Source organism: Methylobacterium sp. Gmos1 (assembly GCF_053764715.1).
Genome location: NZ_JBSNCC010000017.1, coordinates 65,062 through 80,277 on the forward strand (window position 1 = coordinate 65,062; position 15,216 = coordinate 80,277).

The 15,216-nt window shown below is 70.0% G+C and carries 12 protein-coding genes; 7 read left to right on the forward strand and 5 right to left on the reverse strand.

Annotated elements, in window-relative coordinates; translation table 11 throughout:
- Positions 1–6 precede the first annotated feature (6 nt).
- The 4 genes from ACS5PV_RS25300 to ACS5PV_RS25315 are packed head-to-tail and all read left to right on the forward strand — an operon-like array spanning position 7 to position 3,856.
- Positions 7–975 carry a sulfate ABC transporter substrate-binding protein gene (locus ACS5PV_RS25300; RefSeq protein ID WP_455398166.1) on the forward strand — a complete coding sequence of 323 codons (969 nt, stop codon included), beginning with the start codon at positions 7–9 and terminating at the stop codon, positions 973–975.
- Positions 972–1,841 (forward strand): sulfate ABC transporter permease subunit CysT, encoded by an 870-nt coding sequence (gene cysT, locus ACS5PV_RS25305; RefSeq protein ID WP_455398108.1) that lies wholly within the window; start codon positions 972–974, stop codon positions 1,839–1,841. The genes ACS5PV_RS25300 and cysT overlap by 4 nt, the downstream gene beginning before the upstream one ends.
- Positions 1,834–2,718: a sulfate ABC transporter permease subunit CysW gene (gene cysW, locus ACS5PV_RS25310; protein WP_455398109.1), complete on the forward strand. Its 885-nt coding sequence runs from the start codon at positions 1,834–1,836 to the stop codon at positions 2,716–2,718. The genes cysT and cysW overlap by 8 nt, the downstream gene beginning before the upstream one ends.
- A 1-nt stretch (position 2,719) precedes the next feature.
- The gene (locus ACS5PV_RS25315; RefSeq protein ID WP_455398110.1) at positions 2,720–3,856 is read left to right on the forward strand and encodes a sulfate/molybdate ABC transporter ATP-binding protein; all 1,137 of its coding nucleotides are present in this window, start codon (positions 2,720–2,722) and stop codon (positions 3,854–3,856) included.
- Positions 3,857–4,136: 280 nt separating this feature from the next.
- Here the strand turns inward: ACS5PV_RS25315 and ACS5PV_RS25320 are convergent, their stop codons facing one another.
- The gene (locus ACS5PV_RS25320; RefSeq protein ID WP_455398111.1) at positions 4,137–4,856 is read right to left on the reverse strand and encodes a GntR family transcriptional regulator; all 720 of its coding nucleotides are present in this window, start codon (positions 4,854–4,856) and stop codon (positions 4,137–4,139) included.
- Positions 4,857–5,008: 152 nt separating this feature from the next.
- Here ACS5PV_RS25320 and ACS5PV_RS25325 point away from each other — a divergent pair, with 152 nt between their 5' ends.
- From ACS5PV_RS25325 to ACS5PV_RS25335, 3 genes are all read left to right on the forward strand, one after another.
- The gene (locus ACS5PV_RS25325) at positions 5,009–6,046 is read left to right on the forward strand and encodes a TRAP transporter substrate-binding protein (RefSeq protein WP_455398112.1); all 1,038 of its coding nucleotides are present in this window, start codon (positions 5,009–5,011) and stop codon (positions 6,044–6,046) included.
- 267 nt (positions 6,047–6,313) lie between these two features.
- On the forward strand, positions 6,314–7,876 hold the full coding sequence (locus tag ACS5PV_RS25330) for a class I adenylate-forming enzyme family protein (protein WP_455398113.1): 1,563 nt from the start codon (positions 6,314–6,316) through the stop codon (positions 7,874–7,876).
- Positions 7,877–8,195: 319 nt separating this feature from the next.
- On the forward strand, positions 8,196–9,935 hold the full coding sequence (locus ACS5PV_RS25335) for a thiamine pyrophosphate-binding protein (protein WP_455398114.1): 1,740 nt from the start codon (positions 8,196–8,198) through the stop codon (positions 9,933–9,935).
- A 131-nt stretch (positions 9,936–10,066) separates the two neighbouring features.
- Here ACS5PV_RS25335 and ACS5PV_RS25340 read toward each other — a convergent pair whose 3' ends face one another.
- The 4 genes from ACS5PV_RS25340 to ACS5PV_RS25355 are packed head-to-tail and all read right to left on the reverse strand — an operon-like array spanning position 10,067 to position 15,205.
- On the reverse strand, positions 10,067–11,233 hold the full coding sequence (locus ACS5PV_RS25340; RefSeq protein ID WP_455398115.1) for an ABC transporter permease: 1,167 nt from the start codon (positions 11,231–11,233) through the stop codon (positions 10,067–10,069).
- Positions 11,230–12,255 (reverse strand): ABC transporter permease, encoded by a 1,026-nt coding sequence (locus ACS5PV_RS25345; protein ID WP_455398116.1) that lies wholly within the window; start codon positions 12,253–12,255, stop codon positions 11,230–11,232. Before ACS5PV_RS25345 ends, ACS5PV_RS25340 begins: the two co-directional genes overlap by 4 nt.
- The gene (locus ACS5PV_RS25350) at positions 12,252–14,327 is read right to left on the reverse strand and encodes an ABC transporter substrate-binding protein (protein ID WP_455398117.1); all 2,076 of its coding nucleotides are present in this window, start codon (positions 14,325–14,327) and stop codon (positions 12,252–12,254) included. Before ACS5PV_RS25350 ends, ACS5PV_RS25345 begins: the two co-directional genes overlap by 4 nt.
- Positions 14,324–15,205 (reverse strand): hypothetical protein, encoded by an 882-nt coding sequence (locus ACS5PV_RS25355; protein ID WP_455398118.1) that lies wholly within the window; start codon positions 15,203–15,205, stop codon positions 14,324–14,326. Before ACS5PV_RS25355 ends, ACS5PV_RS25350 begins: the two co-directional genes overlap by 4 nt.
- Between the last annotated feature and the right edge of the window lie 11 nt (positions 15,206–15,216).

The following is a 15,216-nucleotide window of genomic DNA, read 5'->3' on the forward strand; positions in this document are numbered from 1 at the left end:
CTGGCGATCGCCGGGGCGCCCGCCCCGGCGAAGGCGCAGCAGCTGCTGAACGTCTCCTACGACCCGACCCGGGAGCTGTACCGGGCGATCGACGCGGCCTTCGCCAAGGAGTGGAAGGCCAAGACCGGCGAGACCGTGACGGTGCGCGCCTCGCATGGCGGCTCCGGCGCCCAGGCCCGCTCGGTGATCGACGGGCTGCCGGCCGACGTGGTGACGCTGGCGCTCGCCAGCGACATCGACGCCATCGCCGCCCGCTCGAAGAAGCTGCCGGCCGACTGGCAGACGCGGCTGCCGAACAACTCGACGCCCTACACCTCGACCATCGTGTTCCTGGTCCGCAAGGGCAACCCGAAGGGCGTGAAGGACTGGGACGACCTGGTGAAGCCGGGGATCCAGGTCATCACCCCGAACCCCAAGACCTCGGGCGGCGCGCGCTGGAACTACCTCGGCGCCTACGCCTACGCCCTGTCGAAGAACAACGGCGACGACGCCAAGGCGAAGGACTTCGTCACCGCCCTGTTCAAGAACGTGCCGGTGCTCGACACGGGCGCGCGCGGCGCCACCACCACCTTCGTGCAGCGGGGCCTCGGCGACGTGCTGATCGCCTGGGAGAACGAGGCCTTCCTCGCCGACGAGGAATTCGGCAAGGGCAAGTTCGACATCGTCGTGCCGTCGATCTCGATCCTGGCCGAGCCGCCGGTGGCGCTCGTCGACGCCAACGTCGACCAGAAGGGCACCCGCAAGCAGGCGGAAGCCTACCTGCAGTTCCTCTACACGCCCGAGGCGCAAGCCATCATCGCCAAGAACTTCTACCGCCCGCGCAACGAAGCGGCGGCGGCCAAGGAGGACCTGGCGCGGTTCCCGAAGCTGAAGCTCGTCACCATCGACGACACCTTCGGCGGCTGGGCCAAGGCCCAGAAGACGCACTTCGACGATGGCGGCGTGTTCGACGCCATCCTGAAGTCCCGCCAATGAGCGGCGCCGCGGCCCTGCCCGCGGGGCGGGCCGCACCCCGCTTCCGCCGCCCGAGCGCGCTGCCGGGCTTCCGCCTGACCTTCGGCATCACGCTCACATACCTGACCCTGCTGGTGCTGCTGCCGCTCGCCGTGCTGCTTCTGCGCGCCGCGAGCGTCGGCCCGGCCGGCCTGTGGGCGCTCGTCACCGACGCCCGCAACCTTGCCGCCCTCAAGACCTCGTTCGGCCTGTCGCTGGCCGCCGCCGCGATCGACGCGGTGTTCGGGCTGCTGATCGCCTGGGTGCTGACCCGCTACCGGTTTCCGGGCCGGCGGATCATCGACGCGCTCGTCGATCTTCCCTTCGCGCTTCCCACCGCCGTGGCGGGCATCGCGCTCGCCAGTCTCTACGCGCCGAACGGCTGGCTCGGCGAGCCCTTGATGGCGGTCGGCATCAAGGTCGCCTACACGCCGCTCGGCATCCTGGTGGCGCTGGTCTTCGTCGGCCTGCCGTTCTGCGTCCGCACGGTGCAGCCGCTGGTGGCCGAGATCGACAAGTCGAGCGAGGAGGCCGCGGCGATCCTCGGCGCCTCGCGCTTCCGGGCGATCGTCACGGTGATCCTGCCGCCGCTGATCCCCGCGATGCTCACGGGCTTCGCGCTCGCCTTCGCCCGCGCCGTCGGCGAGTACGGCTCGGTGATCTTCGTCGCCGGCAACCTGCCCTACGTCTCGGAGATCGCCCCGCTCCTGATCGTGATCAAGCTCGAGGAGTTCAACTATGCGGGCGCGACCGCCGTCGCGGCCGTGATGCTGCTGATGTCCTTCACCGCGCTCCTCGCCATCAACCTCGTCCAGGATTTCAGCCGCCGCAGGTTCGGGCATGTCTGAGAGCACCGTTCCGTCGATCCGCCCCGGCACCCGCGGTCCGCACGCGGCGCTGACCGAGCCGCGCCCGGTCCGCATCGCGCTGACGCTCCTGGCGGTCGCCTTCCTGGGGCTGTTCCTGCTGCTGCCGCTGGCGGTGGTGTTCGTCGAGGCGCTGAGCAAGGGTGTGGGGGCCTACCTCGCCACCTTCGCCGAGCCGGACGCGCTGGCCGCGATCCGCCTGACGCTCCTCGTCGCGGTGATCGCGGTGCCGCTCAACGTGGTGTTCGGGCTGTGCGCCTCCTGGGCCATCGCCAAGTTCGACTTCCGCGGCCGTAACCTGCTGATCACCCTCATCGACCTGCCGTTCTCGGTCTCGCCGGTGGTGGCGGGCCTGATCTACGTGCTGATCTTCGGGGCCCAGGGGCTGTTCGGGCCGTTCCTCCAGCGCCACGGCATCGAGATCATCTTCGCGGTGCCGGGCATCGTGCTCGCCACCGTGTTCGTCACCTTCCCGTTCGTGGCCAGAGAGCTGATCCCGCTGATGCAGGACCAGGGCACCACCGACGAGGAGGCCGCGTTGACCCTCGGGGCCAGCCCCTGGCGGGTGTTCCGGACCGTGACGCTGCCCAACGTGCGCTGGGCGCTGCTCTACGGCGTGCTGCTGTGCAATGCGCGCGCGATGGGCGAGTTCGGCGCCGTGTCGGTCGTGTCGGGTCGCATCCGGGGGCTCACCAACACCATGCCGCTGCACGTCGAGATCCTGTACAACGAGTACAACTACGTGGCGGCGTTCGGGATCGCCTCGCTGTTGGCGCTCCTGGCGCTCGTCACCCTGGCGGGCAAGACTTTCCTCGAATGGCGCCACGCCGATGCGCTGGCCGGACGCGGAGCCCACTGAGATGACGGCAGGATTCGCTCCCACAGCCCTGTCCTTGCGCCGCGACGCGCAGGCCCGGCCGATCGAGGCCGTCTCGCCCGAGCGCCTGCGCCACGCCGGTACGTCGGTGCGCGTCGACGGGATCGTCAAGCGCTACGGCGGCGGCGGCCCGGCGGCGCTGGAAGGTGTCAGCCTGGCGATCGAGCCCGGCGAGCTCCTGGCGCTGCTCGGCCCCTCGGGGTCCGGCAAGACGACGCTGTTGCGCGTCATCGCCGGGCTCGAGATTCCCGATGGCGGCCGGGTGTTCTTCGGCTCGCAGGACACCACCGATCTCCCGGTGCAGCGCCGCGGCGTCGGCTTCGTGTTCCAGCACTACGCCCTGTTCCGCCACCTCACGGTGTTCGAGAACATCGCCTACGGCCTGCGCTCGCGCCCCCGCGCCCACCGCCCGAAGGAGGACGAGATCCGCCGCCGGGTCGAGCGCCTGCTGGAGCTGGTGCAGCTGCCCGATCTCGCCAAGCGCTATCCCGGCCAGCTGTCGGGCGGCCAGCGCCAGCGCGTCGCGCTGGCGCGTGCGCTCGCCGTCGAGCCCTCGGTGCTGCTCCTCGACGAGCCGTTCGGGGCCCTCGACGCCCAGGTGCGCAAGGACCTGCGGCGCTGGCTGCGCGAGATCCACCGCGAGACCGGCCAGACCACGATCTTCGTCACCCACGACCAGGACGAGGCGCTGGAGCTCGCCGACCGGATCGCGATCCTCAACAAGGGCCGCATCGAGCAGGTCGGCGCGCCGCACGAGGTCCAGGACCACCCGGCCTCGCGCTTCGTGATGTCCTTCGTCGGCGAGACCGCGCGCTTAGCCGCAGAGGTATCGGGCGGCGAGGTCCGCGTCGCGGGCCGCCCCGTCATCGCGGCGGAGCCGGGCTGGCCGCAAGGCCCGGTCGATCTCTGCCTGCGGCCCTGGGACCTCACGGTCGGGCAGGGGGCGGGCACGCTGCCCGGCACCGTGCGCGAGTGGCGCCGCACCGGCCGCGGCACGGTGGCGGAGATCCTGCTCGATGGCGCCGAGGCGCCGGTCGAGGTGAAGGTGACGGAGGTCTACGAGCCGGGCGACCGGGTAGCGCTGGCGGTGGGCGCGGCGCGGGTGTTTGCGCGCGGGTGAGCATGGAGGATGGCCGGCGCCTAACGTCGGCCAGCCCTCATCGGTGTACGGCCATATCCGCCGGCACGCCGGTTTCTCGTCTACCTCCACGTCCTTTCCCGGACGACTGAAGCGAGAGCGGAAAGAGATCCGGGATCCAGGAGAGACGTGCTGCGAAGCAGCTCCATATCTGCGCCGTTGCAAACAGGCGGACGCTTCGCGACTTTCTGCGCTGGATCCCGGATCTCCTTCCACTTCGTTTCAGGCGTCCGGGAAAGGAGAGAATGTCAGGAAGGGTGTGCTAGCGCCGCACCCGCCGGCTCCGCGCTTCCTGGGCAAACACATCCTCCTGCGCCCGCAGCCGGTCGACGAACACCGTCGCCGCCCGGGCGATGTGCTGGCGCGACAGCCGGTCGGCGGTCTCGGCCTCGCCCGCCGCGACGGCCTCGAGGATCGCCGCGTGCTCGTCCCAGATCCGGGCCGGCATCGCCTCGTCCTCGCGCAACACCTCGCCCATGATCCGCCGCAGGTGGTTGAAGTGCGGCGCGGCGGTCTCGACGATGATCGGGTTCTCGGCGATCTCGCCGAGGAAGCGGTGGAAGGCGATGTCGGCGGCGATCAGCTCCGCGACTGATCCCGTCTTCGCCGCCGCGCGCCCCGCCGTCACGAGGGGAGGGCCCTCCGCCCGCGCCCGCGCCGGGTTGCGCTCGGCGGCGAGCCGGCTCGTCAGGCCCTCCAGCACCCCGCGCACCTCGTAGAGGTTCTGCACGAACGAGGCTTCGAGCGGCGCCACCACCAGCCCGCGGCGCGGCGCGTCGCGCACGATGCCGTGGTTGCGCAACAGCAGCAGCGCCTGCTGCACCGGCTGGCGCGAGACGCCGTAGGCATCGGCCAGCTCGTCCTGGATCAGCCGCGTGTTCGGCGCCAGCCTGCCTTCCGTGATCTCGCTGAAGATCGCCCCGTAGACCTGCTCGACGAGCCGGTGACGCGTCGGGCCGCGGGCATCAGACTCGCCGGCCATGGCCGGACCCCCTCTCACGCAAAAACTCTCCGGCGACGTGTTGCGCAAACCGGACCCTCGTGCAATACCGAATTCGAAATTCGAATTCTGAATTCAATAAATGCCGCGGCGGCAAAGACCGACGGCGCAGGAATTCGCGAGGGAGAAACGCCATGGCTCATGCCCGCCCCACGGGTCTTCACCGGCGCCATCTGCTGGCCACGGGCCTCGGTTCCGCCGCCGCTCTGGCCGCCGGCTTCCCGAAGCCGGCGCTGGCGCAAGGCGCCAAGCTCGCCTTCAAGCTCGGCACCGACCTGCCGGTGCCGCACCCGGTCAACGTGCGCCTGAAGGAGGCGATCGCGGCGATCGGCCAGGACACGAACGGCGCGGTCGAGATCAGCCTGTTTCCGTCGAACCAGCTGGGGAGCGACTCGGACATGCTGTCCCAGATCCGCTCCGGCGCGCTCGAACTCGCGACCTTCCCGGGCACCGTGGTCTCGACGCTCGTGCCGGCGACTTCGCTCACCGGCATCGGCTTCGCCTTCACGAGCTACGACAAGGTCTGGGCCGCGATGGACGGCGAGGTCGGCGGCTACATCCGCCGGGCGATCGAGAAAGCGAACCTCGTGCCCTTCGAGACGACCTGGGACAACGGCTTTCGCCAGATCACCACCAGCACCAAGCCGATCCGCACCCCCGACGACCTCAAGAACTTCAAGATCCGCGTGCCGGTGGTGCCGCTCTGGGTCTCGATGTTCTCGGCGCTCGGCGCCGCGCCGGTCAGCATCCCGTTGAGCGAGGCCTATTCGGCGCTCCAGACCCGGATCGCCGACGGGCAGGAGAACCCGCTGGCGCTCATCAACTTCGCCAAGTTCTACGAGGTGCAGAAATACTGCTCGCTCACCAACCACGCCTGGGACGGCTTCTGGATGATGGCGAGCGGCCGCGTCTGGAAGGGCGTGCCGGCGGACGTGCGGGGCATCATGGAGAAGCACCTCAACGCCGCGGCGTTGAAGGAGCGCGACGACATCGCCCAGGCCAACCGCGATACCCAGAAGGAGCTGGAGGGCAGGGGCCTCGTGTTCAACGCCACCGACCCCGCCGCCTTCCAGTCCGCGCTCAAGGCGACGAAGTTCTACGGCCAGTGGCGCGACAAGTTCGGGCCGGAGGCCTGGGCGCTGGTGCAGAAATATGCCGGGGATATCGGGTGATTCTCGCGGATCACAGTTCTCCCGCCGCGAACCTGACACCCATCGCGTCATTCCGGGGCCGCGCAGCGGAGCCCGGAATCCAGAACCGCTAAGGGTTCAATCAAAGGCGGTCAGCGTTCCGCGTCATTCTTCTCCACCTGAGTGTCTGGATTCCGGGCTCCGCTGCGCGGCCCCGGAATGACGATGGAGGGAGACGTATCGTCGGTGTGACCTGAGAATCGATGTCGCACGAGCCCGGATTGAACGAGGAAGCGAAGGACCACCACGATGAGGGATGTGCTCACGCCCGGGCAGATGCTCGCCGTCCAGGCGCGCCTGCAACCCGACCGGATCGGCGCGCGCGACCTCGAGCGCGCGATGACCTTCCGGCAGTGGAACGCTCGCGCCTGCCGGCTGGCCAACGGCCTCCTCGGCCTCGGCCTGACGAAGGGCGACCGGGTGGCGGTGCTGGCCTACAATTGCGTCGAGTGGCTGGAGATCTATCCGGCCATGGCGAAGGCCGGCCTCGTCGCGGTGCCGATCAACTTCCGGCTGGTCGGTGCGGAGGTGCGCTACATCCTGGAGGATGCCGAGGTCTCCGCCCTGATCCTTCAGGACGAGCTGGCCGGCACGGTCGAGGAGATTCGCGCCGACCTGCCGGTCGCGGAATCGCGGGTGGTGTGGTTCGGCGCGACCCCGTGCCCGGCGGGGTTCTCGTCCTACGAGGATCTGATCGGACGGGCGCGCGAGGACGAGCCGGGCACGGCGATCGACCCGGCCGACCCGTGGATGCTGATGTACACGTCCGGCACCACCGGCAAGCCGAAGGGCGCGATCCGCTCGCATCGCGGCGCCGCCATGCTGTCGATGATCACCGAGATCGAGCTTGGCATCCACCGGCGCGATTCGGCGCTGCTGGTCATGCCGCTGTGCCACGCCAACTCGCTCTACTTCTTCGGCGCGTTCAGCTATTGCGGCGGCGTCACCAGCGTCTACTCGCGCAAGAGCTTCGATCCGGAGCATTGCGTGCGGGCGCTCTCGGAAGGGGGAGCGAGCTTCACCTCGCTCGTGCCGACGCACTACGCGATGATGCTGGGCTTAAGCCAGCAGGCGACATCGCGCTACGACCTCACCCGCATCACCCGCCTGATGATCTCCTCGGCGCCGGCCCGGCCCGACACCAAGCGGGCGGTGATGGAGTTCTTCCCGAATTCCGGGCTCTACGAGCTCTACGGCGCCACCGAGGTCGGCTGGGCGACGATGCTGCACCCGCCCGAGCAGTTCACCAAGCTCGGTTCTGTCGGCCGCGAATGCGTCGGCTCGGCGCCGATCAAGCTGCTGGACGAGGCCGGCCAAGAGGTGCCGGACGGCCAGGCCGGCGAGCTGTTCTGCTCGAACCCCTACCTGTTCGACGGCTACTGGAAGCTGCCGGAGAAGACGAGGGAGGCGTTCCGCGGCGAGTACTGCACCGTCGGCGACATGGCGCGGCGCGATGCGGACGGCTTCATCCACCTCGTCGACCGCAAGAGCAACATGATCATCTCGGGCGGCGAGAACATCTATCCCTCCGAGGTCGAGGCCCTGCTCGGCGGCCACCCGGCGGTGCACGACGTGGCGGTGGTGGGTCTTCCCGACGAGACCTGGGGCGAGCGCGTCCACGCGGTGATCGTCCTGCGCGACGGCGCGACAGTCAGCGAAGCGGACATCCTCGGCTGGTGCAAGGACCGCCTCGCCGGCTTCAAGCGACCGCGCACGGTCTCGTTCATGGAGGATCAGGCGATGCCCCGGACCGCCACGGGGAAGAACCTGCACCGGAAGCTGAAGGAGCGGCTGGTACGGGGGGAGGGGTAGGGGGTCGAGAGCATGATCCCTCCCCCCTCTGCGGGGGAGGGTGGCGAGCGAAGCGAGCCGGGAGAGGGGACGCCGCTTCCGGAGAGGTCGCGCACTTCATGACGGGCGCCACCTGAAGAAGCGTCGCGCTGGCCCTCGCCCGGCCTACTCCGTAGGCCACCCTCCCCCGCAGAGGGGGGAGGGGAAAGGCGCGCTATTCTGGTGCCGCAGCGGATCCGGGAAACGTGATCTGCGACGACGCCTGTCTCGCCCGGAACGAATCCCGAGGCGGGCACGACGCGCCGACGGCGCGAACAACGACATAACGGGAGGAAATACCATGAGCCAGCAGGCCACCGTCCAGGATCTCAACGCCGACGCGCAATCCTGCGCCGCCTGGATCGCCCAGTTCCTGAAGGCGCGGGGCGTCGACCGGGTGTTCGGGCTCCAGGGCGGCCACATCCAGCCGATCTGGGACCATTGCGCCCGCCTCGGCATCCGCATCGTCGACGTGCGCGACGAGGGCGCGGCCGTCCACATGGCCCACGCGCATGCCGAGCTGACCGGCGAGCTCGGGGTCTGCATGGCGACCGCCGGGCCGGGCGTCACCAACTGCGTCACCGGCATCGCCAACGCCTCGCTCGCCCGGGTGCCGGTGCTGCTGATCGGCGGCTGCACCTCGCGGCCGCAGGCCAATCTCGGGCCGCTCCAGGACATTCCGCACGTCGACATCCTGCGCCCGGTCACCCGCCAGTCGCGCACCGCCCGCGTCGCCGACCAGGTCATCCGCGAGCTCGACGAGGCGGTGGCCCGCGCCATGGGCGATCTGGCTGAGCCGGGCCCGGTCTACATCGAGATCCCGACCGACGTGCTGCGCGCCCACGTGCCGCCGCAGCTAGTGCTCGACGACTGGATGCGGCCCAAGGCGCCGCGCCGGCTGCCGCCCGAACCGGCCGGGGTCGCGAAGGCCGTCGAGGTGCTGTGGGGCGCGCGTCGCCCGCTCGTGGTGAGCGGCCGCGGCGCGCGCGCCGCCGGGCCGGAGCTGGTCCGGCTCCTCGACGCGCTCGGCGCGGTCTATCTCGACACCCAGGAGAGCCGCGGCCTGGTGCCGGCCGATCATCCCGCCACGGTCGGGGCGATGCGCGCCGCCGCGATGACAGAGGCCGACGTCGTCCTGGTGGTCGGCCGCAAGCTCGACTACCAGCTCGGCTACGGCTCGCCGGCGGTGTTTCCGAACGCCCGCTTCGTGCGCATCGCCGACACCGCCGGCGAGCTCGTCGACAACCGCCGCGGCGAGCCGGAGCTGCTGGCGACGCCGGCGCTGGCCCTCTCGGCGATCGTCGAGGCGGCCGGCAACCGGGCGCCCGCCCTCGACAGGGCGTGGGCGGAGGGCCTGCGGGCGCGCCACGTCAAGCGGTCGACCGGCGGATCCGTGCCGCAGACCGGCGAGGACGGGCGCATCCACCCGGCGGCGATCTTCGAGGCGATCCGGCAGGTCGCGGACCCCGACTACATCGCGGTGGCCGATGGCGGCGACCTTCTGAGCTTCGCCCGGGTCGGCCTGGAGGCGCGGACCTACATGGATGCGGGCGCCTTCGGCTGCCTCGGCATCGGCGTGCCCTACGCGACGGCCGCCTCGCTCGCCTATCCGGACCGGCAGGTGATCTGCGTCACCGGCGACGGGGCCTTCGGCATCAACGCGATGGAGATCGACACCGCGGTCCGCCACGGCGCCAAGCCGGTCATCATCGTGTCGAACAACGCCGCCTGGAACATCGAGCGCTACGACCAGGAGTTCAATTACGGCGGCCGGGTCGTCGGGACGCTGCTCGCCGATTCCGACTATGCCGCGATGGCCCGGGCGCTCGGCGCCCACGGCGAGCGGGTCGAGCGGCCGGAGGACCTGCCCGCGGCGATCGAGCGGGCGCTCGCCAACGCCCCGGCGCTCATCGACGTCACCACCTCGCAGGTCGCGGTGTCGTCGGACGCCCGCAAGGGCCTCGGCTTCGTGCCCGACTACCAGCCGCTCACCGCCTGGGACGATGCCGAGCGGCGGCGGCGGGGCGAGACGGTGGGGTAACCCGACGCTCGCCGGAAGCGACCGCTGGTACGGGCCGGGGCGGCACCGGAGCGCGATTCCGCGAGAAGGGCGTCGATCATCGAGACGGCCGGACCGGGTGATCCCAGTCCGGCTGCCGCACCATCCACCCCTCAGTGATACGGATCGGCCGCGTCCCGCAGGCCGTCGCCGAGGAAGTTGAAGGCCAGCACCACGATCACCACCGGCAGGATCGGCGCCAGCAGCCAGGGGTGGAGCTGCACCGCCGCGAGGTTCTGCGCCTCGTTCAGGAGCACGCCCCAGCTCGTCACCGGCGGGCGCAGGCCCAAGCCGAGGAACGACAGCGCCGTCTCGCCGAGGATCATCGAGGGGATCGACAGGGTCGCCGAGGCGATCAGGTGGCTCATGAAGTTCGGGATCAGGTGCCGGGCGATGATCCGGGTCTTCGAGGCACCCATCAGCTCGGCGGCGCGGACGTAATCCTCCTCGCGGAGTGCCAGCAGCTTCGAGCGCACGGCGCGGGCGAGGCCCGGCCAGTCGAGGAGGCCGAGGATCAGCGTGATGCCGAAGAAGACCAGGATCGGGCTCCAGTTCGGCGGCAGCGCCGCCGAGAGGGCGAGCCAGAGCGGCAATTCGGGCAGCGAGCGCAGGATCTCGATCAGGCGCTGGATCACGTTGTCGACCCAGCCGCCGAGATAGCCGGCGAGCCCGCCGAAGAAGAGCCCGAGCGCGAACGACACCGCGATGCCGACGAGGCCGACGGTGAGCGAGATCCGGGTGCCGGTGATGATCCGCGAGAGCAGGTCGCGCCCGAGCCGGTCGGTGCCGAGCAGGAACATCGTCCCGTCCTTCGGCGGGCAGACCAGGTGCCAGTCGGTGTCGACCATGCCCCAGAACGAGTAGCCCTCGTCGCGGCAGAAGAAGCGGAGCGGCTGCACCTTCGTCCGGTCGACCGTGTAGTCGCGGTGGAAGGTCTCGATGTTGAAGGTGAAGTGATAGGGATGGGTGTAGGGCCCGACGAACCGCCCCTCGTGGAACAGGTGGATCGATTGCGGCGGCGCGTAGAGGTAGTCGCCGTGGCGCTTGGCCGGGTTGTAGGGCGCGATCACCTCGACGAACGGGATCAGCGCGTAGAAGACGAGCAGGATCAGCCCCGCCGCCACCGCGACCCGGTGCTTGCGGAACTTCCACCAGGTCAGGCGCCAGGACGAGGCGCGGTCGACGGCGCTGCTCTCCGCCCCCACCGGCTCGGTGCGGCCGGGATCGAAGGGGGCGGCGTCGACGAAGTGCTGCGGCCGGTCGCGCAACTCGAGACTCATCGACCGTCCCCTCCGAGGCGGATGCGCGGATCGAGCCAGGCGAGCAGCAGGTCGGAGATCAGCATGCCGATCACCGTGAGCATCGCCACGAACATCAGGATGAAGCCGGCCAGGAACTGGTCCTGGCTCTTGAGCGCGGCGAGCAGGATCGGCCCGACGGTCGGCAGGCTCAGCACCAGCGACACCAGCACCGAGCCCGAGATCAGATGCGGCAGCAGGTTGCCGATATCGGCGATGAACGGGTTGAGCGACATCCGGAACGGGTACTTGATCAGCGCCCGGGTCGGCGGCAGGCCCTTGGCCCGCGCGGTGACGACGTACTGCTTGCCGAGCTCGTCGAGCAGGTTGGCGCGCATCCGCCGGATCATCGCGGCGGTGCCGCCCAAGCCGATCACCAGCGTCGGGACGACGAGGTGGGCCAAGAGCGAGCGGATCTTCTCCCAGGTCCAGGGCAGGCCCGAATAGGCGCTGTCGTAGAGCCCGCCGATCGAGACCTCGAACCAGCGGTTGGCGTAGAACAGCATCACCAGCGCCAGCAGGAAGGACGGGGTGGCAAGGCCGATATAGCCGATGAAGGTCGCGACGTAGTCGCCGATCGAGTATTGCCGCGTCGCCGAGTAGATCGCGATCGGGATCGACACCAGGTGGACGAAGATCACCACCGCGAGGTTGACGACGAGGGTGAGCCAGAGCGCGTCGCCGACCACCTCGCGCACCGGGCGGTCGTACTCGAACGACCAGCCCCAGTTGCCCTGGATCAGCCCGTTGAAGGCGCCTTCCGGGTTGGGCCACAGCCCGATCCAGCGCAGGTACTGCTCCCAGACCGGGCGGTCGAGGCCGTATTGCTGCATCAGGAACTGCGCCTTGGCGACCGAGGCCGCCTCGCCCTGCGAGCGCAACTCGGCGATCTGGTTGGTGAGGAAGTCGCCCGGCGGCAGCTTGATGATGAGGAAGACGAGGGCGGAGATGATGAGCAGCGTGACCGCCATGGTGAGGAGGCGGCGGGCGAGGTAGCGGATCACCGCGACGCCTCCTTCGGGTTCGGGCCCCAGAAGAACTGGTCCATGCGGTAGATCCCGATCAACGCCGTCGGCTTCCAGCTGTAGGTCTGCTTGTCGGGCACGTTGAGGAGCCGGGTCTTGGCCACGACCGGCTGGAGCGCGCCCGAGACGGTGCCGATCACCCACTGGTTCTCGGCCCGGTTCTTCAGCATCTCGGCCCAGATCCGCGCCTGCTCGGCGTTGTCGGCGGTCGCCATCCAGCGGGCGTTGAGGTCGATCAGGACCTTCGCCTCGGGGATGTCGCAGGGCTCGCCCTCCTTGCCCCTCGTCTCGACGTACTGGCCCCATTTCGGCCAGGCGTAGGTGTCCTGGTGGACCGGCGCGAGCTCGTCGGGCGACATCTCGGCGGTCGGCATCGCGAGGTCGAGCCCTTGCGCGGCCACCATCACGGCGGCGCCGGAATAGGCGCGGTTGCGAAGCACCGTGCGGTCCTGCGGCTTGACGAACAGCTTGACGCCGACCTCGCGCCAGAACTCCGAGATCAGGGTCAGCCCGTCGGTGAGCATGCTGCTCTCGCCGTCGGTCTCGACCACGATCTCGAGCTCGCGCCCGTCGGGCAGCAGGCGGATGCCGGCGCCGTTGCGCTGGGTCAGCCCGACCTCGTCGAGGAGGCGGGAGGCCTCGGCCGGGTCGTAGCCGGCGTTGAGGGTGCGGTATTCGGGTTTGTAGAGCGGGCTTTTCTCGACGACGGTGTCGTTGCCCTCGGTGCCGAGCCCGAACAGCAGCGCGTTGTTGAGCGTGCGCCGGTCGATGGCGAGCGAGAGCGCCCGGCGGTAGCGCAGGTCGCGGTTGAGAGTGCGCCAGACCGGATCGGTGACGGTGAGGTTGGGGTAGAGAGCCAGTTCCGAGCCGCGGGCGGTCGGCCAGAGATGGGTGCGGTAGCCCTTGGCGCGCTCGCCTTCCCGCAGGATCGGGATGTCCTCCATGTTGAGGCCGCGAAACAGGAGGTCGACCTCGCCGGCATTGGCCTTGGCGGCGAGCAGGCCCCCGGCCGCGACATCCATGTTGACCCTGTCGATGTAGGGGAGCTGTTGTCCGTTCGCGTCGACCCGATGGTAGTAGGGATTGCGCACGAAGACGAAGCGGGCCGCCGGGGCAGTGTTGGTGACGCGCCAGGGCTGGAGCGTCGGCAGGTCGGGGTTGGTCTGCTCGAACATCGCGTCGAGCCGGTTATGGAGCGCCGCCCAACCCTTGACCTTGGCCTGCTTCACCAGCGGCTCGATCTCGGCCTTCGAGGCGTACTTGGCGTGAAATTTCTTCAGGTAGTGCGCCGGGCGGTAGATGAACGGATCGCGCGGCGAGGCCAGTTCCGGCAGGAAGCGGGGATTCGGCTTGTCCCAGGTGAAGCGAACATGGAGCGGGTCGATCACCTCGAAGCGCGGCGGCTTTCCGTCGACCACCATGAATTCCGGCGGGCCGGAGGGGCTCAGCTCCTTGTTGAGGGCGACGTCCTCCCACCAGTAGCGGATGTCCTCCGCGGTGAAGGGCTGGCCGTCGGACCAGCGATGGCCCTCGCGCAAGGTGAAGGTGTAGATCCGGTCGCTGTCGTTCTCGAAATTTTCCAGGATGTCAGGCTTGAGCGCCAGGGTCTCGTCGTAGCCGACGAGGCGGGTGTAGCTGTAGGTCGAGATGTAGCGGATGTCCCGGGCCTTGGAGACCAGGGTGACGATGTCGCCGCCGGGCTTGCCGACCTGGCGCCCCTGCGCGGTGGAGTCGACGACCAGGGGTTGCTTGGGGAGACGGTCGGAGGGTTCGGCAGAGAGGGCGGGGGAGGCGAGCAGGGGCAGCAGCGAGGTCAGGACGGCGACGCGCCACCAACCCTCCCCCCTCTGCGGGGGAGGGTGGCCCGGCCGTGAGGCCGGGTCGGGAGAGGGGACGCCGCTTCCGAAAAGGTCGCGACCGTCGGGAAGGCCGCCACCTGGATCAACGTCGCGGTCCCCTCTCCCGGCCCCCTCCGGGGGCCACACTCCCCCGCAGAGGGGGGAGGGGTCGACCGTCGCGCCCGTGAAGAAACGTCCGAACCGAACCGTCATGTCCCGTCCCTCCCGTGCAGGCGCACCCAGGTCAGGCGGGTGGGCGAGTAGCCGGTCGCGGCGTGCAGGTCGTCGAAGGCGTGGCTGACGGCGATGGCCGCGCGCGCGGCCATCGCCTCCGGGTCGTCGGGCCGGTAGACGAATTCCCGGCCGTTGCGGCGCCAGCGCACCGGCTCGCCGAAGCGGGGCGCGGTCAGCATCGCGATAGTCGGGAAGGCCGGTCCGCCGTGGGCGTGGAGACGGTGGGCCGCGGCATCGTCGTCGAAGACGAGCCGGGTCAGGCCGCGCTCGCGCGCCTCCAGCACCCGTCGGGCCTGGCTGATATGGTCGTCAAAGAAGCCGACCGCCCGGTCCGCCTCGAGCCGCGGCAGGCTCGCCGCCGACCAGTCGCCGGCGTGGTAGCGGGCGCGTGCATCGCGGTAGCGCAGGCCCGAGAGGTCGGGGTCGAAGCAGAAGATCTCGGCCTCGGGACAAGCCTGGCGCATTACCCAGGTCGTGAGCCCACGAAACACCCCGGACTCGACGATCACCTCCGGCGAGAGCGCCCGCATCAGCACGTAGAGCTGGAGCGCACCGTTGAAGCCGTTGCCGCCGCGCTTCTGCGCCACCGGGGCCGAGGCGATCAGGTCCCAGAAGGTCGCGACCGCGGGCGCGGCACCGCCCGGCAGGCTGAGCCCCGATTCCGCGAGGTCGTGGTCGAGGCGCGCGGCCGCCGCCGCGATCAGCGCGTCGGTCTCCGGCCCCGAGAGCGGGCGGTGGTTCCAGTCGGAGACGGCCGGGACGAGGTCGTAGCCGAGCCGGTCGAACAGGCGGCCGAGGAAGCGGCGGCGCAGCCGCTCGACGAAGGGGTGGGGACGGAGGGCGGCGCCGTGGGACATCGGGGTCTCTT